This window comes from Leucobacter viscericola (assembly GCF_011299575.1).
GTDB lineage: Bacteria > Actinomycetota > Actinomycetes > Actinomycetales > Microbacteriaceae > Leucobacter > Leucobacter viscericola.
Window position 1 is genome coordinate 178989 of the sequence record NZ_CP049863.1, and the last position, 19621, is coordinate 198609.

General features: G+C 61.3%; 15 protein-coding genes and 3 tRNA genes. 3 read left to right on the forward strand and 15 right to left on the reverse strand.

Annotation, left to right across the window (positions count from 1 at the left end; translation table 11 throughout):
- Positions 1–4 precede the first annotated feature (4 nt).
- From ileS to G7068_RS00905, 5 genes are all read right to left on the reverse strand, one after another.
- Positions 5–3385 (reverse strand): isoleucine--tRNA ligase, encoded by a 3381-nt coding sequence (ileS, locus tag G7068_RS00885; RefSeq protein ID WP_166287573.1) that lies wholly within the window; start codon positions 3383–3385, stop codon positions 5–7.
- A gap of 279 nt (positions 3386–3664) precedes the next feature.
- Entirely contained in the window at positions 3665–4525 is an 861-nt protein-coding gene (locus tag G7068_RS00890; RefSeq protein WP_166287576.1) for an S-layer homology domain-containing protein, read from the reverse strand.
- 157 nt (positions 4526–4682) lie between these two features.
- Complete coding sequence (locus tag G7068_RS00895; protein ID WP_166287579.1) at positions 4683–4994, reverse strand: DUF4234 domain-containing protein; 312 nt, start codon at positions 4992–4994, stop codon at positions 4683–4685.
- Positions 4995–5070: 76 nt separating this feature from the next.
- Positions 5071–5883, reverse strand: a complete 813-nt coding sequence (locus tag G7068_RS00900) for a hypothetical protein (RefSeq protein WP_166287582.1) — start codon at positions 5881–5883, stop codon at positions 5071–5073.
- Positions 5884–5977: 94 nt separating this feature from the next.
- Positions 5978–7369, reverse strand: a complete 1392-nt coding sequence (locus G7068_RS00905) for a choice-of-anchor A family protein (RefSeq protein ID WP_166287585.1) — start codon at positions 7367–7369, stop codon at positions 5978–5980.
- A gap of 209 nt (positions 7370–7578) precedes the next feature.
- On the opposite strand from G7068_RS00905, the gene G7068_RS00910 reads away from it, so the two are divergent.
- From G7068_RS00910 to G7068_RS00920, 3 genes are all read left to right on the forward strand, one after another.
- Positions 7579–8052, forward strand: a complete 474-nt coding sequence (locus tag G7068_RS00910) for a GyrI-like domain-containing protein (RefSeq protein WP_166287588.1) — start codon at positions 7579–7581, stop codon at positions 8050–8052.
- Between the two features lie 152 nt (positions 8053–8204).
- Complete coding sequence (valS, locus tag G7068_RS00915) at positions 8205–10793, forward strand: valine--tRNA ligase (protein ID WP_166287591.1); 2589 nt, start codon at positions 8205–8207, stop codon at positions 10791–10793.
- Positions 10794–10796: 3 nt separating this feature from the next.
- Positions 10797–11051 carry a hypothetical protein gene (locus G7068_RS00920; RefSeq protein ID WP_166287594.1) on the forward strand — a complete coding sequence of 85 codons (255 nt, stop codon included), beginning with the start codon at positions 10797–10799 and terminating at the stop codon, positions 11049–11051.
- A 19-nt stretch (positions 11052–11070) separates the two neighbouring features.
- On the opposite strand, the gene clpX is transcribed toward G7068_RS00920, so the two are convergent.
- From clpX to dnaG, 10 genes are all read right to left on the reverse strand, one after another.
- Positions 11071–12342, reverse strand: coding sequence for an ATP-dependent Clp protease ATP-binding subunit ClpX (clpX, locus tag G7068_RS00925; RefSeq protein WP_166287597.1), 1272 nt, complete (start codon positions 12340–12342; stop codon positions 11071–11073).
- 134 nt (positions 12343–12476) lie between these two features.
- Entirely contained in the window at positions 12477–13148 is a 672-nt protein-coding gene (locus tag G7068_RS00930) for an ATP-dependent Clp protease proteolytic subunit (RefSeq protein WP_166287600.1), read from the reverse strand.
- Positions 13149–13175: 27 nt separating this feature from the next.
- Positions 13176–13763: an ATP-dependent Clp protease proteolytic subunit gene (locus tag G7068_RS00935; protein WP_166287603.1), complete on the reverse strand. Its 588-nt coding sequence runs from the start codon at positions 13761–13763 to the stop codon at positions 13176–13178.
- 150 nt (positions 13764–13913) lie between these two features.
- Entirely contained in the window at positions 13914–15452 is a 1539-nt protein-coding gene (gene tig, locus G7068_RS00940; protein WP_166287606.1) for a trigger factor, read from the reverse strand.
- A 58-nt stretch (positions 15453–15510) separates the two neighbouring features.
- Positions 15511–15588: transfer RNA gene (locus tag G7068_RS00945), tRNA-Pro, on the reverse strand.
- A gap of 136 nt (positions 15589–15724) precedes the next feature.
- A tRNA-Gly gene (locus tag G7068_RS00950) sits at positions 15725–15798 on the reverse strand.
- Positions 15799–15833: 35 nt separating this feature from the next.
- Positions 15834–16394, reverse strand: coding sequence for a gamma carbonic anhydrase family protein (locus G7068_RS00955; protein ID WP_166287609.1), 561 nt, complete (start codon positions 16392–16394; stop codon positions 15834–15836).
- Positions 16395–16473: 79 nt separating this feature from the next.
- A tRNA-Asn gene (locus G7068_RS00960) sits at positions 16474–16546 on the reverse strand.
- A gap of 74 nt (positions 16547–16620) precedes the next feature.
- On the reverse strand, positions 16621–17469 hold the full coding sequence (locus G7068_RS00965) for an ATP-binding cassette domain-containing protein (RefSeq protein ID WP_166287612.1): 849 nt from the start codon (positions 17467–17469) through the stop codon (positions 16621–16623).
- 82 nt (positions 17470–17551) lie between these two features.
- Complete coding sequence (gene dnaG / locus G7068_RS00970; RefSeq protein ID WP_166287615.1) at positions 17552–19513, reverse strand: DNA primase; 1962 nt, start codon at positions 19511–19513, stop codon at positions 17552–17554.
- Positions 19514–19621: the final 108 nt, after the last annotated feature.

The window sequence follows — 19621 nt, forward strand, 5'->3', positions numbered from 1 at the left end:
TGCGCTATCCTCTCGTGCTCTGGCTTGCATCGATCGTGATGACGATCGGTGCCTTGGTGGTGCCCAGTGCGGTCGCCGAAGAGATGAACACTTCGCCGTCAATGCTGCGGTCGCCGAGCGCGGCGGCCTCGACGATGTTTTCTGTGGCCTGCACCGCAATAGCGAGCGCAAGTGTCTCAGAAGCGATGAGCTCGGAGTGGGACTCAAGTGCGTCGGCGTACTCTGCCGCTGCGTTCAGTGCGAGCACGATGCGATCGCTGACCTCGAGACCAGCATTCTTGCGAGCCTCCTGCACGGCGCGGATCGCGTCGCGAGCGATGCCCTCGGCCTCGAGAGCCGGAGTCGTTTCGGTTTCGAGGAGCACGAAGCCACCGCCTGGAATCAACGTGAGTGCTGGACCCGCGGCATCCGGTCCCGTCGAGCCAGCGACGTTCAGGGTCAGCTCGTACTCGTGCGGCTCGAGCGCGATCCCACCGGCGGTCACAACACCGTCTGCCTCGCTCCAGTCGCCAGACTTTGCGGCCTTGATGACCTGCTGCACCTGCTTGCCGAGGCGTGGCCCCGCGGCGCGGGCATTCACGGAGAGCGTGTGCACGATGCCGTGATCTGCGGCGCTCGATTCGGTCTGCTGCACGAGCTTGACCGACTTGACGTTGAGTTCTTCTCGCAGGATGTCGACGAACGGGTTGAGTGCCTCTGGACGCGCGGTCACAACGGTTAGCTCGGCGAGCGGCAGGCGCACGCGAAGCTTGCGAGCTTTACGCAGTGAGAGCGCGTGTGAGGTGATCTGGCGCACCTCGTCCATGGCTGACACGAGTTCTTCGTCGCTCGGGAACTCGGCGGCGTTGGGCCAGTTCTCCAGGTGCACCGAACGGCCGCCGGTGAGGCCGCGCCACATTTCCTCGGTGACGAGCGGTGCCATCGGCGCGGCGACGCGGGCGACCGTTTCGAGAACGGTGTAGAGCGTGTCGAATGCCTGGCGGTTTTCGGGCTTGCCGTTTGCCCCAGCGGTGCCCTCCCAGAAGCGGTCGCGCGAGCGGCGCACGTACCAGTTGGTCAGCACGTCGGCGTAGGCGCGCAGTGACTCGGCGGCCGAGGTCGTGTCGAGGCCAGCGAGGTGCGCCTCAACCTCGCGCACGAGGTCGCCGGTCTTCGCGAGGATGTAGCGGTCAAGTGGATCCGTCGAGTCCGTGCGGCGCTCAGCGGTGTAACCATCGGCGTTCGCGTACAGGCTGAAGAAGTACCACGTGCTCCACAGGGGCAGGATGAACTGTCGCACACCCTCGCGAATGCCCTCTTCGGTCACGATGAGGTTACCGCCGCGCACGACGGGTGAGGCCATGAGGAACCAGCGCATCGCATCAGAGCCATCGCGGTGGAACACCTCGTTGACATCTGGGTAGTTCTGCAGCGACTTCGACATCTTGTTACCGTCGGAGCCGAGCACAATGCCGTGGCTGATCACGTTCTTGAACGCCGGTCGGTCGAACAGCGCTGTGGCGAGCACGTGCTGCAGGTAGAACCAGCCGCGCGTCTGGCCGATGTACTCAACAATAAAGTCGGCGGGCTGGTGGGTGTCGAACCACTCCTGGTTCTCGAACGGATAGTGCGCCTGAGCGAAGGGCATCGATCCCGAATCGAACCAAACGTCGAGCACGTCTTCGATGCGGCGCATCGTCGACTTGCCGGTTGGGTCGTCGGGGTTCGCGCGGGTGAGCTCGTCGATGTAGGGGCGGTGCAGGTCGATCTCACCCTCGGCGTTGCGCGGCAGCTCGCCAAAGTCGGCCTCGAGTTCTGCGACCGAGCCGTAGACGTCGACCCGCGGGTAATCGGGGTCGTCGCTCTTCCAGACAGGGATCGGGCTGCCCCAGTAGCGGTTACGGCTGATCGACCAGTCGCGCGCGCCCTCAAGCCACTTGCCGAACTGGCCGTGCTTGACGTTCTCGGGCACCCAGGTGATGTCTTCGTTGGTCTCGAGCATGCGCTCTTTGATGTCTGTGACGCGCACAAACCAGCTGGAGACCGCCTTGTAGATCAGCGGATTGCGGCAGCGCCAGCAGTGCGGGTACGAGTGCATGTAGCTCTGCTCGCGCAGCACTCGCTGCTTCTCGTTCAGCAGGCGGATCAGTGGACGGTTCGCGTCCATCCAGAGTTCACCGGCGACATCGGGCACCGACTTCAAGAAGCGGCCGCCGTCGTCGAGGCTGATGATCGTGGGGATGCCTGCGGCATTACCGATTCGCTGATCGTCTTCACCGTAGGCGGGAGCCTGGTGCACGATGCCGGTGCCGTCGCTGGTCGAGACGTACTCGTCGACGAGGATCTGCCAGGCGTTTTCGGTCGCCCAGACCTCGGTGTCGGCGTAGTAGTCGAAGAGGCGCTGGTAGCGCACCCCGCCGAGCTCCACGCCACGAATGGTGCGGGTCACCGCAGCTTTCGCGTCTTCAGCGGATTCGTAACCGAGATCCTTCGCGTGATTCCCCACGAGGTCCTGCGCGAGCAAGTACTGCGTTGCACCCGCGACTCCCCCGTCTGCCGCACCCGCTGGGCCCGCTGGCAGGATCGCGTAATCGATCTCGGGGCCAACCGCGAGTGCGAGGTTTGTGGGCAGCGTCCAGGGGGTTGTCGTCCAGGCAAGAGCGCGGACGCCTTCGATGCCGAGTTCATTGGCCTTCGCTCCCTCAAGCGGGAACGTGACGGTGAGTGAGGGATCCTGACGCATTTGGTACACGTCGTCATCCATGCGCAGTTCGTGGTTTGAGAGCGGGGTCTCGTCGCGCCAGCAGTAGGGCAAGATGCGCGAACCCTCGTAGGCGAGCCCCTTGTTGTAGAGCTGCTTGAATGCCCAGATGACACTCTCCATGTAGCTCAGGTTGAGTGTCTTGTAGCCGTTTTCAAAGTCAACCCAGCGGGCCTGGCGGGTGACGTAGTCCTGCCACTCGCGGGTGTACTGCAGCACCGATTCGCGCGCCTTCTCGTTGAAGGTCGCGACGCCCATCTCTTCGATCTGGGCCTTCTCGGTGATGCCGAGCTGCTTCATCGCCTCGAGCTCGGCGGGAAGGCCGTGTGTGTCCCACCCGAAGCGGCGCTCAACCTTTTTGCCGAGCATCGTCTGGAAACGAGGGAAGACGTCTTTGGCGTAACCCGTGAGCAGGTGGCCGTAGTGCGGCAGGCCGTTCGCAAAGGGCGGGCCGTCGTTGAAGACCCACTCCTCGGCACCCTCGCGCTGCCTGATCGACTCGCGGAACGTGTCGTCGGTGTCCCAAAACGCGAGCACACGCTCTTCGATCTCGGGGAACTTCGGCGAGGGCGTGACACCAAAAGCGGCACCCGAATTCGCGGTGGGCTCGTTTGCTTCGCCAGTTGACTGCTGGGGGTATGGCATGGGCTTCCTTACGGTTCCGGCTTACTTCTTAAGCTTCTGCCGGGACGAGCGCTGCCTGACCTTCGTCATCAACACCCGCGGTACCACCCCGCTTGCGCACTCGATCCTTCTCAGGACGATTCTGTGCGCCTCTTCCTTTGGCTATAACGGGCCGTGCCCGCCTGGTTCTAGTGGGTGATCCCGCGAGTTACCTCGCGGGATCACCGTTCTTCCAGGAACTCCCCATTGATAGTGGATCGTTGTCTCTAGTCAGCGATCTTACCGCATGGAGATGAGGCGTTAGTGGCTTTGGCGGTACATGAACGCCGCCATGGCCTCTCTCGTAACCGGATCATTCGGGCGGTAGGTTCCGTCAGCGTTGCCCGTGGTGATTCCCACGGCGCGCATCCACTCAATTTCGCGATAGAACTGGTGGTCGGCACCAACGTCGCTGAAGCGATTCTTTGGAGACACTGGCGGGGTACCTGCCTGGCGGTACATGAAGGCGGCCATCGCGGCGCGTGAAAGTGTTGCGGAGGGGCGGTAGCTGCCGTCAGCGTAGCCTTTCGAGAGGCCCGCGGCCTTCATCCACATGATCTCCCTGTAGAACTTGTGGCCCGGTTGCACATCAGTGAAGCCCGCCGAGGGCATCGTGAACGCGGGTCGACCCGCCTGGCGGTACAGGAATGCCGCCATGGCTTCGCGGGTGAGGCTCTCCTGCGGGTGGAACGATCCGTCCGCGTAACCCGTGGTGAGTCCCGACGACTTCATCCACGTGATCTCGCGCAAAAACTTGTGCGTGTCAGGCACGTCGATGAATGGACCCGTGTTGACCGGTGGAGCTGGTGGTGGCGGGTTGGTGTTGCCGCCGCCAGTGCTGCCTCCCTCACACGCGACGCCGTCGCCGTCGCGGTCCAGTTTCTTCGAGTAGCCAGGCTGTCCTCTATACAGCGGTGCCTTGCCCGCGGCCCGTACTTCGTCGCAATTCTTGTAAGTGACGGTTTTGAGCGGTGCTGTGATCGGGCTTGCCACGTTTGTTGCGGACGCCGGGGTTGCAGCGAGACCGAGCACAACCGCTGACGAGACGAGAGCGAAAAGGGGCAAACGCAGCACCGACTGGATGCGATTAGGTGCAGTGGGAACATGGGAAAAGCGCATCATTGAACTCCTCAATTAGGTGGGGTTGACACCTGGTCTAGAAACAGATGTTGTTCATTGCACACTAGCAGGAGTTTAAAAGCGAGAGGGCGGTTGCGCTTGGAGATGGCCGAAGCCACCTTTAAGCACAACCGCCCTCTTGTCTGCGAGAGTCCGTGACTCAGTTACCGCGGATTGTTGCGTTGAACTTGCTCTGCACGATTGCGTCACCAATGACACCGAGCAGGAAGATGAGGAGGAACGCCCCAACCTTGCCCATGCGGCCCTTCGTGAACTCTTCCACGGCAGTCGCATAGCGCCACAGCCACCAGATGTTTACGAAAGGAATGATGAAGAACCAAGCAGTAGGAACACGGGTTTGGGTGTTCGACGCGTTCATCTCGCCTTTAGTCTTTACGTACCAAACAAGCGTGTAAATGCCGAACGTTACAAATGGCAGCAGGAGGGGTGCTGCGGGGCTACGAAGCTTCACTAAAACTTATCCTTTATAGGAGTGAACAAAGCTCTAATTATAACGGATACTTGTGTTGCGTAAATCACGGGTCGGTCTAGTCGGCCGGAGTTGTTCCACACCAGCCGGAGATCCTAATGCCGATGAGTCCATTGATGGTGTTGCGATCGTGAATATCTGCGTCGGCGGTGGGTAGGTCTTTGCTCGAAGCAATATAGCTGCTGACTCGGTTTGGGTTAACGGTGTAACCAGCCTCCCTCCAGGTGTTGAGCACCTTCTTGAGTGTTGTGCCATCATCGTCGCCGGAGACAGCGAAACTTGCGGATGAGCATGAGTCTGTGACTATTGGAACAAGTTCTGCAGAGGTGGCTGATCCCTCAGGTGTCTTGAGTCCGTCTTGTGAACTTCTGCCGGTTGCCGTAATCATCGTTCGGATCTCAGCCTCAATCTCGGCTTGGGTGAAGGTCGGTGGGGATCCCTCTTGCCTGTATGACTCCTTTGCGTAGGAGACCTGTCGAAGAGACTCACCATGCTCGGCAACGGAATGTAGGTTCGCAAAACCCGTAGCGGAGACAAACACGAGAGCTGCGAGAAGCATAGTTCCGCTGATGATTCCGGTCGAAAGCCAAAGCTTTGAGCGGTGCCAGGCCGCGAAAGCCGTCGCGACAGCCACCACCGCAATTCCAACCGCCGCCGCGATCACAATCCCGTTGGCGTTCTGCGCTGCACGTGCTGCCGCGGCGGCCCATTCCTCTTGCCCAGCAAGGTCATCTGGGTTGAACAGTGGGTCGACTCCGACCAACACCGCTGACAGTAGGAGGTGCCCACACAGCGCTAACGTGAGCAGAACAACGAAGGCCGCCGCGATTCGCGGCACCTCGGAGGCTATCTGTTTCCAGCTCTTCCACATGCATCTAACCTCCGGTGTGTACCGCGTACAGATGAACGGCCGAGCGTATCAGTTCCCTCTGAGGTTAGAGTGGCGGCGCTGAGTGCGTGATGACCTACTTCGCAGGCCTCTTCGCTTTGAGCCCATGTCCGAAGATGAGTGCTGTGCCCACGATTCCAAACAGGCCCGCCCAGAACACCAAGCCCTCTGTGTCTGTGCCGGTTTGGGCTAACTCGCGGACCTTTCTTTCCTGAACCGGTTCATTGACCGTTTTGGGCTTCGGTTGAGTCTTAGGGCTCCCCGTTGTGGACGTCGTGGGTGGACTCTTGGGATCCTTCTCCGTCGGGGTTGGATTCTCTGGAGTTTCCGGCGTCTCAGGCGTCTCCGGTGGATTCGGTGGATTCGGGGTCACGGGAGGGACAACGACGGTGGGTGGCTCAATGGGTGAACACCCCATGAGCTCGCCGCCGATCCAGGGGTAATTGTGCTGTTCGATCCCGTCTGTGCCGGCTCCCCCGAACACAACATCTCCGGCCGCATACAGGCGCCCGCTTGTGCTTGTTGTGACCAACACCGAGCTCGACGGAGACGGCACCAGCACGCTTCCGATGAATTGATCCTGGTGTCCAATCGTTACTGAGGTCGCGTCGGTGAAGTTCCAGAGGATTTGTGATGCTGCCTGCCCAAGCAAGCTGCTCGTGGTGTCATCGATTCTCTGAGTGCCGTACGCCTGGTAGTTCGGCCTGACATTCACTGTGTCGCCAGTCACGTTGATGATGATTGGTTCTTCTGCTGGAACCTCGAAGTAGGTGAACTCCCGCGAGGCGTTGAGATCTGCCGCGCTCACTTCGAACACCTGGCGCCCTGATCCTGAACCGGAAAACCTGAGACGGTTCCCGGTGCGTGTAACGATCCCCGTGGTGGGTTCGGTGGCCAGCTCCGCGGAAAAACTCGGAAGCGCCGCGGCCAGGTCACCGTAGTCGCTGGTTGAGGCGTTGCCCAACCGTGTGCTGGTGGTGCCCCCGTTGGTCTGCAGTCTTGCACCAGCGGAAACCGCAAGGTCGCCTCCGACTCTTACGTTTCCTCCGTTTTCGAGGCCGTGCCCGACCTCCACCGTTCCGAGGGTGACTCCGAGATCACCCTTAACCATGAGCATGTCCGATCCCGAAACCGGAGTGATGCCAGACCCAATTCCAACCGTGCCCAGGTTAAACCAGCGCCCGGGAGCAAAATTGACGTTGCCTTCGATGACCAGGAGGCCCTCGGATTCCTGGGCTCCCGTCGTGACGCTGTAATCACCGCCAACGTAAACAGCGACGCCTTGGTCGTCAAAGCGATGTCCACCTCCCCACAGGCCTGTGCTTTCACTGCCCGGCGGGCACTCGTTGCTATTTGCAAAGGCGGGTGCCGGTTGAGTTGCGGGGATCAGACAAAAGAGTCCTGCTGTGAGGGCGATGGTCGATGGCAGTCGCCATTTGGGCAGAGTGGAGTTTGCAGTTGAACGCACGACGCTCCTTTGGGCGCGAGAAACTATTTGTGGTTGCTGCGCTGAGATCCCCGATCTCAGACAGAACCACAGGGAAAACGAGTTTGACTCCACACTCGCCAGTGGTAAGCATAGCCCAGCTGTTTAGTTTCTTGGTCAGGTGGGCGCCTCTCAGTCATAGACTGGGGCGTGACGACTCGTTGAACCCACACTTGGAGGGACCTTCTTTCATGGCTGACAACGCTTTTCCGAAGCCCGAGCTCAAAGAGCTACCAGAGCGCCACCTCGCGGTTGTTCGCGAGACCGTCACTATGGAAGCGATCCCCGGCCTCTACGACCGTGCCTTCCCGCTGCTGTTCGGGGCGCTCGGAGCCGCTGGGATCACCCCGGTCGCTGCTCCGATGGGTGTGATCCACGGGGTGCCCGGCGATGCCCTCGATCTATCGGTCGCGGTCCCGGTCGCGGAGCCGTTTGCCGGCGCCGGCGAGGTAGCCGCCGAGACACTCCCCGCCGCGAAGGTGGCAACGCTGATGATGGTCGGTGACTACAGTCGCCTGGCAGAGGCGTACGGATACCTCTACGGCTGGCTCGCCGAGAACGGACTTGAGGCAGGCGACCTCGCCTGGGAGCAGTACCTCACCGAACCAGAACCGGGTGGCGACCCCGCGCTCAATGAAACCCTGATTGGCGTTCACCTGAGGTAGCCCGCGCGCTCGAAAATGAGCGGGTTCGGTGTGCCTCTGCTGCCCAGCACAAATCCCGGTAAACTAGCGGAATTGACCATCAGGCACCAGGGCGTCAATTTGACCGTCCACCGACTCGGTGCCGTCCACATCGAACCCCACGGAGCACACGCATGAGCGCGATTCCCGACAAGCCGGCACTCGAAGGCCTCGAATCAAAGTGGGGGGCTGTCTGGGAAGAGCAGGGCACCTACGCTTTCCCCCGTGAGGGTGCGGCCCGCGAAGACGTCTACAGCATCGATACTCCCCCGCCAACGGCTTCGGGATCGCTGCATGTCGGCCACGTGTTCTCGTACACCCACACTGACACCGTCGCCCGCTTTCAGCGCATGCGCGGCAAGCGCGTGTTCTACCCGATGGGCTGGGACGACAATGGTCTTCCCACTGAGCGCCGCGTGCAGAACTACTACGGCGTGCGCTGCGATCCGTCACTCCCCTACGTTGAAGGATTTGTACCGCCACACGACGGTGGCGAGGGCAAGAGCATTAAGGCCGCGGATCAGCAGCCCATCTCGCGCCGCAACTTCATTGAGCTGTGCGAGCGACTGACCGTCGAAGACGAAAAGCAGTTCGAGGATCTCTGGCGCACGCTCGGGCTCTCGGTCGACTGGAAGCAGACCTATCGCACCATCGGCGAGGATTCCCTGCGTGCATCGCAGCTCGCCTTCCTCCGCAACATCGAGCGCGGCGAGGCCTACCAGGCCCAGGCTCCGACCCTGTGGGACGTCACCTTCCGCACCGCGGTGGCGCAGGCTGAGCTGGAAGATCGGGATCAGCCCAGCGCCTACCACCAGCTCGCCTTCCATAAGAGCGACGGCAGCGGCGATATCCTCATCGATACGACGCGCCCCGAGCTGCTCGCAGCATGTGTGGCGCTTGTCGCGCACCCCGACGACGAGCGCTTCAAGCCGCTCTTCGGCACCACTGTGCGCACGCCGATCTTTGGTGTTGAGGTGCCGATTTTGGCCCACCACCTCGCCCAGCAAGACAAGGGCACCGGCATCGCGATGATCTGTACCTTCGGCGACGTCACCGACGTTGTGTGGTGGCGCGAGCTGAACCTGCCGAACCGCGCAATTCTCGGGTTTGACGGCCGGATCCTTGCCGAGGCCCCCGAAGCAATCACCAGTGAGGCTGGCCGCGAGGCGTACGCGCAGATTGCGGGCAAGACCGTGTTCAGTGCGAAGCAGACGATGGTTGAACTGCTGCAGGCCTCCGGCGAACTGCTCGGCGAGATTCGTAAGATCACCCACCCCGTGAAGTTCTTCGAGAAGGGCGATCGCCCGCTCGAGATCGTGTCGACGCGTCAGTGGTACGTGAAGAACGGCGCCCGCGACGAGTCGCTGCGCGAGCGCTTGCTCGCTCACGGTCGCGAGATGGAGTGGCACCCCGACTTCATGCGCGTGCGCTACGAAAACTGGGTTGAGGGCCTGTCGGGTGACTGGCTAATCTCGCGCCAGCGCTTCTTCGGCGTGCCGATCCCGGTTTGGTATCCGCTCGACGCCGAGGGTAACCCGGTGTTCGATGAGCCGATCCTGCCCACCGCAGATCAGCTGCCCGTTGACCCCTCGAGTGACGTGCCCGCGGGGTTCACCGAGGCGCAGCGCGGCCAGGCTGGCGGCTTCCAGGGTGAGGTCGACGTCATGGACACCTGGGCGACCTCCTCGCTCACGCCGCAGCTCGCTGGCGGTTGGGAACGCGACCCCGAGCTCTACGACCTCGTTTTCCCCTACAGCCTGCGCCCGCAGGGCCAAGACATCATTCGCACCTGGCTGTTCAGCACGGTGCTGCGCTCCGAGCTTGAGTCGGGTCAGCTGCCTTGGCAGCACGCCGGAATCTCAGGCTGGATCCTTGACCCCGACCGCAAGAAGATGTCGAAGTCGAAGGGCAACGTTGTCACGCCCGCCGGGATGCTTGCGCAGCACGGCTCGGATGCGGTGCGCTACTGGGCAGCCTCGGCGAAGCTCGGCACGGACGCCTCGTTCGACCCGCAGAACCCCACCCAGATCAAGATCGGTCGCCGCCTCGCGATCAAGCTGCTGAACGCGGCGAAGTTCACGCTGAGCTTCGATGCGAGTGGCGCAGGCACGGTGACAGAGGCGCTCGATCGTTCGATGCTCGCGGGCCTCGCGACCGTGATTGACGACGCCACCCGCGCGTTCGAATCCTACGACCACGCTCGCGCGCTCGAACTCGCGGAGTCCTTCTTCTGGACCTTCTGCGACGACTACCTCGAACTCGTCAAGGAGCGTGCCCACGGTGGCGAGGGTCAGGCACAAGCCTCGGCGGTCACAGCGCTGCGCGCCGCGCTCAAGGTATTCGTGCGCCTGTTCGCGCCGTTCCTGCCCTACGCAACCGAAGAGGTGTGGTCCTGGTTCGGTGAGGGATCCGTGCACCTCGCTGAGTGGCCCGTTTCGAGCGAGCTGACCTCGTTGGCCGGCGCCGATGCTGACCCCGGCCTGCTGGGTCTCGTTGGTGGTGCGCTCGTCGGCATCCGTGGCGCAAAGACTGATGCAAAGGCGTCGCAGAAGACTCCCGTGACGCTCGCGGTTGTTCACGCGCCTGCGGCAGATCGGGATCGACTCGCGCTTGCAGCGGCTGACCTCTCTGACGTCGGTCGCATCGCTGAGCTGAGGATCGAGACCGCTGAGGTGACTGAACCCACAGTGGTTGAGATTCAGCTCGAAACGACGGAAGCTTAAGTTATGCAGTTGGGGGCACGTTGGATGGTCGGCGCACAGCCGCACTCCAGCGTGCCCCCTGAGCTGTACGCGGAGATCGCTCGCCAGGAGCAACTGCACCCCGATGCCAGCTCGTGGACACTCACCTGGCTGGAGGGGCGGCCGCGCGCTGGGCTCGACGACCTGGTGATCGTCAGCGTGAATGCTGAAGGGCAGATTGTGGCTTCGCCAGTCGGGGGTTCGCTCCCCACGAGGACAGCGACGACGATGATTGGCTGAGCTAGCAGCCGAGCCTAAACTACGCGCTCTCGCGACCGCTGCGAGCCTGGAGCACGCGCGGCGGTGCCTCTCCTAGTACGGACTCACGGGTGACGATGACTTTGGTGATGTCGTCGTCTGAGGGAACGTCGAACATGACCGGCTGAAGCACGTTCTCGAGAATCGCGCGCAATCCGCGTGCACCCGTCTTCTTCGCGACGGCCATCTCTGCGATTGTCTCGAGCGCCGCCTCTTCGAACTCGAGGCCCACGCCGTCGAGTTCAAACATGCGCTGGTACTGTTTGACGAGCGCGTTCTTCGGCTCGGTCAGAATGCGGGTGAGGGCCTCGGTGTCGAGCGGATCGACGGTGGCTACGACGGGCAGACGCCCGATGAACTCGGGAATCAGGCCGTACTTGTGAAGGTCTTCAGGCTGCACCTTTGAGAACAGGTCTGCTTCATTGCGCAAGCTTGAAACGGGGGCGCCGAAACCGATGCCTCCCTTGCCCAGGCGGGAGCCCACGATCTCTTCAAGGCCGGCAAACGCACCGGCGACGATAAAGAGCACGTTGGTGGTGTCGAGCTGCAGGAACTCCTGGTTCGGGTGCTTGCGCCCACCCTGGGGTGGGATTGAGGCGACGGTGCCCTCAAGAATTTTGAGCAGCGCTTGCTGTACGCCCTCGCCCGACACGTCGCGGGTGATGGAGGGGTTTTCGGCTTTGCGGGTGATCTTGTCGATCTCATCGATGTAGATGATGCCGGTCTCGGCGCGCTGCACGTCGAAGTCAGCGGCCTGCAGCAGCTTCAGCAGAATGTTCTCGACGTCTTCGCCGACGTATCCCGCCTCGGTAAGCGCTGTCGCGTCAGCCACCGCGAACGGAACACCCAACTGCCGGGCAAGCGACTGGGCGAGATAGGTCTTACCGCAGCCGGTCGGGCCGATCATAAGGATGTTCGACTTCGCGATCTCAACCTGCTCAGACGCCACCTCGGCAGAGGTGAGGGCGCTGAGCGCACGCACGCGCTTGTAGTGGTTGTAGACGGCCACCGCGAGTGACTGCTTTGCCCGATCCTGACCGATGACGTACTGGTCGAGGAAGTCGGAGATTTCACGCGGCTTGTGCAGGGTGAAGTCTGAAGGCTCGGCGGTCTCGTGCTCCGCGAGTCGCTCTTCAATGATCTCGTTGCACAGCGCAACACACTCGTCACAGATGTAGATCTGAGGGCCAGCGATGAGCTGCTGTACTTGCTTCTGCGACTTTCCGCAGAAGGAGCACTTGAGCAGTTCGCTGCTCTCGCCGATCTTTGACATCCGGTGGCTCCTTCGGGATCATTGAATGTTTTTCAGTGAAAATCTCTCATTCGAGATTAACTCTAGCCACCGACATTCTTCGGCGGCGCGCCGCGGGCCCCGGCTGGCATTGCCATTCCGGGGCCCGCGATCCTTTACTGCGTAATAACCGCTTGAGGATTCTTACGACTCGTCAACACCTGATCGACCAGACCGTACTCAAGCGCCTCTGCTGCGCTGAGGATCTTGTCGCGATCGATGTCTTTGTGCACCTCTTCGGGAGTGCGCTTTGAGTGCTTGGAGAGTGTCTCTTCAAGCCACTCACGCATGCGCATGATTTCGGCCGCCTGAATCTCGATGTCAGACGCCTGGCCGTGGCCAGCCTGTCCGGTCGAGGGCTGGTGAATCAGCACGCGTGCGTTGGGCAGCGCGAGGCGCTTTCCTGGGCTGCCACCGGCCAGCAGCACGGCCGCGGCGGAGGCCGCCTGGCCGAGGCAGACCGTCTGCACGTGCGGACGAATGTACTGCATCGTGTCGTAGATCGCCGTCATCGCGGTGAACGAACCACCGGGTGAGTTGATGTACATGGTGATGTCGCGCTCGGGATCCTGGCTTTCCAGAACGAGGAGCTGCGCCATGACGTCATCGGCCGAGGCATCGTCAACCTGCACGCCGAGGAAGATGATGCGATCCTCGAAGAGCTTGGCGTATGGATCTTGGCGCTTGTAACCGTACGCGGTGCGCTCCTCAAACGAGGGAAGCACGTAGCGTGAACCGGGCATCTGCAGGCTTGCGCCGCCTGACTGCGGCATTTGTGGGGTCATCATCGAATCGTTTACTCTCTGTCCCGTTGCCTAGTTGGTGTTTGTTCCGCCGCCACCGACGACATCGGCCGCGGAGTCACGGATGAAATCAACGAAGCCGTACTCAAGCGCTTCCTGAGCGGTGAACCAGCGATCACGGTCGCCGTCCTCGTTGATCTGCTCCACGGTCTTGCCGGTCTGTGCCGCGGTGATCTCAGCGAGGCGGTTCTTCATCGAGGTGATGAGCTGTGCCTGGGTCTGAATGTCACTCGCGGTGCCGCCAAAGCCGCCGTGGGGCTGGTGCAGCAGCACACGCGCGTTCGGCGTGATGTAGCGCTTACCCTTGGTGCCGGCAGTAAGCAGGAACTGGCCCATGGAGGCCGCCATTCCGATGCCCACCGTGACGATGTCGTTTGGCACGAAAGACATCGTGTCGTAGATTGCCATACCCGCGGTGATGGATCCACCGGGCGAGTTGACGTAGAGATAGATGTCGGCCTCGGGATCTTCTGCTGCGAGCAGCAGGATCTTGGCGCAGATCTCGTTTGCGTTGTCGTCGCGCACCTCGGACCCGAGCCAGATAATGCGATCCTTCAACAACCGATCAAACACACTGTTCGGCGGCATTTGTTCTGCCATGCGGAGCTCCATTCGTTGTTGCTTGATTCGAGGCTACAGACTTGAGGCCCGAGATATGGCCTTGTTCGCCGTGGGCGCATGCTTCAGTGAAACGCAAAGATCCCCCGCCCAGCAAATGCGGGCGAGGGATCTCTGACGTGTGAAAACGAACTACTTCGCTTCGGCGTCCTTAGCAGCAGCCTTCTTGGCCGGAGCCTTCTTTGCTGGTGCCTTCTTGGCTGCAGGCTTTTCGTCTGCGTCCTTTGCGGCGGCCTTCTTAGCGGGAGCCTTCTTGGCTGCAGGTGCCTTCTCGGCAGCTGCTTCCTTGGCCTTTGCGGGTGCCTTCTTGGCGGGGGCCTTCTTCGCGGGCTTTGCTTCAGCTGCCTCGACGATTTCTTCGGCCTCTTCGACGACCTCTTCTTCACCCTCGGTATCAACCGCGGTGAACTCGCTCAGGTCAACAGCCTTGCCGTTCTTGTCGACAACCTTTGCCTTTGAGAGCGCAACGGCCAGAGCCTTGTTGCGGGTGACCTCGCCGAGGATGACGCCCATCTGGTTACCCTGGCTGATCGCCTGGAGGAACTCGGTGGGCTCCATGCCGTACTGCTGGGCCGACTGGAAGATGTACTGCGAGAGCTCGTTCTGAGTCGGGGTGACACCCTCGGCCTCAACGATTGCATCGAGCAGGAGCTGCAGCTGGATCTGCTTCTCGGAAGAGATGCGAACCTCTGCGCGGTGCTCATCGTCTTCGAGGCGACCTTCGCCCTCAAGGTGACGGTGAACTTCTTCTTCGACGAGCTCCTCGGAAACCGGAATACCGGCCTTCTCGATGAGGGTTTCGGTGAAAAGATCCCGAGCCTGCTGGCCCTGAGCAAACACCGACGCACGTGCAACCTGATCCTTCAGGCTCTCGCGCAGTTCCTTGATGGTGTCGAACTCGCTTGCAAGCTGTGCGAACTCGTCGTCTGCCTCGGGCAGTTCGCGATCCTTGACGGCGGTGAGGGTGACCTCAACCTCGGCGTCCTGACCCTCGTACTCGCCGCCCAAGAGCTGTGAAGAGAACGTGGTGGTCTCGCCTGCGGTGAGGGTTTCGATGGCCTCATCGGTGCCTGCGAGCAGGTTGCCCGCGCCGATCTCGTACGAAACGCCACTTGCCTGGTCAACCTCGTTGCCGTCGATGCGTGCGACAAGATCGAGCTCGACGAAGTCGCCGGTCTTTGCGGGGCGATCGACGGTGACGAGAGTGCCGAAGCGCTCCTGCAGCTTGACGAGCTCTGCGTCAACCGCGGCCTCATCAACCTCAACGTTGTCGACGGTCAGCTTGATGCCGTCGTACTTGGGAAGCTTGAACTCGGGGCGAACCTCAACCTCGAAGGTGAGCTCCAGCTCGCTCTTCGGATCCTTCGCGTCGGGCCAAGCGGCCACGTCAGCGGTGGGGCGTCCCATGGGGCGCTCGTTCGACTCTGCAAGAGCGGACTGGTAGAAGTCGTCGAGTGAAGCGTTGACTGCCTCCTGCACAACGGCTTCGCGGCCTACACGCTGATCGATGATCTGCGCGGGAACCTTGCCCTTGCGGAAACCAGGAATCGAAACCTGGTTCGAGATGGTCTTGTATGCCTGCTTGAGGTATGGCTCCAGCTCGTCGAGCGTAACCTTCACGCTCATCTTCGCGCGGGTCGGAGTGAGCTTCTCAGCTGTCGTCTTCGGCAATTTGACCTCTCATGATTGTCCATTTGGCGGTGTCAGCCTGTATCGGGCCTTTTGACCCTGGTCGGGGCGACAGGATTCGAACCTGCGACCTCCCGCTCCCAAAGCGGGCGCTCTAGCCAAGCTGAGCTACGCCCCGAAACCCAAAGGTTTCTTCGTGTTGATCCCGCGCTTGCGCGAGCAACCTGAGCAAGTCTAGCTGATCCGAAGCTGGGTGTGTGCCACGTGCGGAAATTACGGGCGTTTCTTCTTAAGATTCAACCTGAGACGGTATTTGGAGGGGATGACGGGAATCGAACCCGCGTAATCAGTTTGGAAGACTGAGGCTCTACCATTGAGCTACATCCCCGGAACATTTGCCGTGTGGCAATCGCACCTCAACGATCATAGTGCATTTTTGCTCGCACTTTTTCCAAGTGCGTTTTGGTGGTTCGTTGTGTACTCGAGATAGACCTCAGCATTGCGCCGAACGGACTCGCGATCCTCTTCGTTTAACGGGCGAATGACTCGGCCGGGAATGCCAGCCACGAGCGAGTGTGGCGGGATCACGGCCCCCTGCGGCACCAGTGCTCCAGCGGCAATGAGGGATCCTAATCCAACGATCGCACCGCTGAGCACGGTCGCGTTCATGCCTATCAGGCAGCCGTCTTCAACCGTTGCGCCGTGTACGACCGCGTTGTGTCCGATCGAAACATTGTCGCCGATGATCGCGGGGTGGCCGCGATGGGTGTGGATCACCACGCCGTCCTGCACGTTGCTGTTCGCGCCGATTGTGACGCTGTCGGAGTCGCCGCGCACGACCGCGTTGTACCAAACGCTGCTGCCCTCTCCGAGCGTCACATTGCCGACCACCACAGATCCTGGCGCAAGCCATGCGCTTTTGTGAATCTCGGGCGTGCCGTAGGGGTCAACTCCGTAAACCTGAGGTGGGTTCAATTCGCTCATGCGAGGATCATATCCCTCAGTTGGGTCCGCAAATCAAAACAGCCCCCACCGTGACGGTGAGGGCTGTTTCTGTGTTCTGCTCCCCCGGCTGGGCTCGAACCAGCGACATCCTGATTAACAGTCAAGCGCTCTGCCAACTGAGCTACAGGGGATCATTTCGTTGCCGTGGCAACCTGACTATATTACCAAGCCAAGTTGTCTTTGCAAATCCGGGCTCGCGTTTCGCCTACTCTTCGGCGATCTCGTCATACGCGGTCGCCCGAAGCGCCTGCGCGAGCTTCTGCACGTAACCGTGATCCGCCTGCCTGAAGATCGCATTAATGTCGCCGTGGCCCACGAGCCGGCCCTGCTGCAGTACGAGCACGTCGCGCGCCAATGCCTCAAGCATTCCAATGTCGTGGCTGATGAGGACCAGAGTTGCACCGGTGCGCTCGCGATACCAGCGCAGCAGTTCCACGATTTTGGGTCGATTGTTCGCGTCGACGCCCAGTGTTGGCTCGTCTGCGATGAGAACGGTTGGATCCAGCATCAACGAGCGCATAACCGCGACACGCTGTCTCTGACCCTTTGAGAGCTCGTACGGGTACTCCTGCAGCTTGCTGAGCGGCAGAGCGATGATGTCCATCATCTCGGCGATGCGTTCGCCGAGAGCATCCCGATCAAAGTGTTTGCTGCGCTCAACAATCGGTTCAAACAGAATGTCGCCGACATTGAGCTCGGGAACGAGGGTCGCCCCCGCGTCTTGGGCGAGGTGTCCGACGTAGGCCGTGAGTCGCGCACGGGCTCTGCGGCCAAGCTTGGCCATTGGTACCCCAAGAACACTGGCGTCTCCCCCGGTGAACTTGATGCGCGCCGACTTTTCGCCAGCATCGGGCCCGCGGCCCGCGAGGAATTTAGCCAGTGTCGACTTGCCTGATCCACTCTCACCAAGAAGAGCGACGACGTCACCCTTGGGAATGTCGAAGGAAACTCCCTCAACGGCCTGGAACTCGCGACCGCCAGCGTGGGCTGGATACGACAAGGAAAGATCTGAAACTCGGATGGTCGGATCGGCATCAAGCCGCGGATGCACCATGGTCTGTTCCTTCAATCAATGCAGGGTGGGTGTGTTGATTACAACCAACCTGACCAGCCTAGGGCATTGTCTGGTACACCGATCACTCGTCGCGGAGCCCGCGTCTTGCCGCCTCAAGCGCCACAAGTTGTTCTTGAATGCGGCGGGATCCAGGGTCGCTCGAATCACCGATCCGCTGCATGCGAGAGAGCAACTCCCCCTTGAGCGAAAGCAGATCCCTGTCGAGCAGTGACACAACAACCTCGCGTGCGTACACCTTCAGCTGATCGGGTCGGCGCTCGGGCATCGGCGCCATCGCTAACTCACGAACAAGATCTTGGTGGCTTGGCGGGGTCGCCTCTAGGACGGCATCGAGCCACCCCGTTGAGCCGAGCTGCGGCAGGGCAACACCTAGAGCGTCGCGCACAACTTTGAGGTTTGGCTCCATTACCTGCGCGGTGACCGCCTGCGCGAGTAGGTCTGCGCCGACGGCTTCTCCCTGCTGCAGCATTGACATGAGTGCGTCGCGTTCGAGCCACGTAGTTGGGGTGGATCGCAGGCTCGAGAGAGAGACCCGGGGCGCTGGCGGCTGGGCCTGCGGTTGGAAATCTGGATCAAACTGATCGTTTGAGGGGCCCTGAGCATCTGGGCCCTGGCGATACTGCTGTTGGCTGCCCTGCCGGTTTTGCTGTTGGGATCGCTGCTGACCCTGCTGAGGGGGCGCTGCTCTGCCGGGGGTGCGCTCTGTGTGCTGCGAAACCTGGCGCACCGCCTGCTGGACCTCGGCCATTTCGGAGCCCAGCATTTTGGCGAGCTCTCGGGTGTAACCGGGGCGAATCGAGGGATCCTTAATCTCAGCGATGATCGGTGCCGCCTCGCGGAGTGCGGACACTCGCCCCTCAACGCTGTTGAGGTCAAAACGGCTCACGGCTCGCTTGAGGGCAAACTCAAAGAGCGGAACCTTGCGGGTGAACAGCTCGCGGACCGCTTCGTCGCCCCTGTGGAGACGCAGGTCACAGGGATCAAAACCCTCGGGTGCAACGGCGACGTAGGTTTGTGCGGTGAAGCGCTTTTCTTCGCTGAACGCACGAAGCGCGGCTTTCTGGCCCGCTTCGTCGGGGTCGAACGTGAAGATGACCTCTGAGGCGCTGTCGTCGCCCATGATCCTTCTCAGCACCGAAATGTGGTCCTTACCAAACGCCGTGCCACAGGTCGCGACCGCGGACTCAACGCCCGCCAGGTGGCACGCCATCACATCGGTGTACCCCTCGACCACAACCGCCTGGTGGCCTCGCGAGATTGATTTTTTCGCGACATCGAGACCGTAGAGCACCTGAGACTTGTGGTACACCGGAGTTTCAGGCGTGTTGAGGTACTTGGGTCCCTTGTCGTCTTCGTAAAGATGACGTGCACCAAACCCGAGTGTTTGTCCGCTGGTATCGCGAATCGGCCACACCACGCGGCCGCGGAATCGATCGTAAACCCCGCGCTGCCCCTCAGAGACGAGGCCGGACTGCACGAGCTCGGCGGGGGTGTAACCCTGCGCTCTGAGGTGTTTCGTCAGGGCATCCCAGCCGCGGGGTGCATAGCCCACACCAAACTGGGCCCAAACGGCCTCGCCGAAGCCGCGGTCGCTCAAGAACTGGCGGCCCGTTGAGGCTTCCTCGCTTGCCAACTGCTCCGCGTAGAATTTCGCGGCGGCGGCGTTGGCGGCGAGCAGGCGGGCGCGGTTGGGGCCCTCCTCGCGTGTAAAGCCGCCCTCTTCGTAGGTGAGTGGGTAGTGGATCCGTGCCGCGAGCCGCTCGACGGACTCCGCAAACGTGAGGTGGTCCATTCGCTGCAGGAAGGTGAAGGCGTCGCCCGATTCTCCGCAGCCAAAGCAGTGGTAATACCCGAGCGCGGGGCGCACGTGAAAGCTGGGACTGCGCTCGTCGTGGAAGGGGCAGAGACCCTTCATCGAGTCGATGCCGGCGTTTTTAAGCATGACGTAGTCACCGACAAGATCGGCCAAATTGGTGCGACGTTTCACCTCTTCAACGTCACTCGCCTTAATCCGACCTGCCATAAGCATTGAGTCTAGCCAACGCTCAGTCCGTATTTCTCCCAGTTGTGCAGCTCGCTGATGTCAGTGACAAGAGGGTGGGTTTTGTGCGAAGGATATTTATTTTGGATT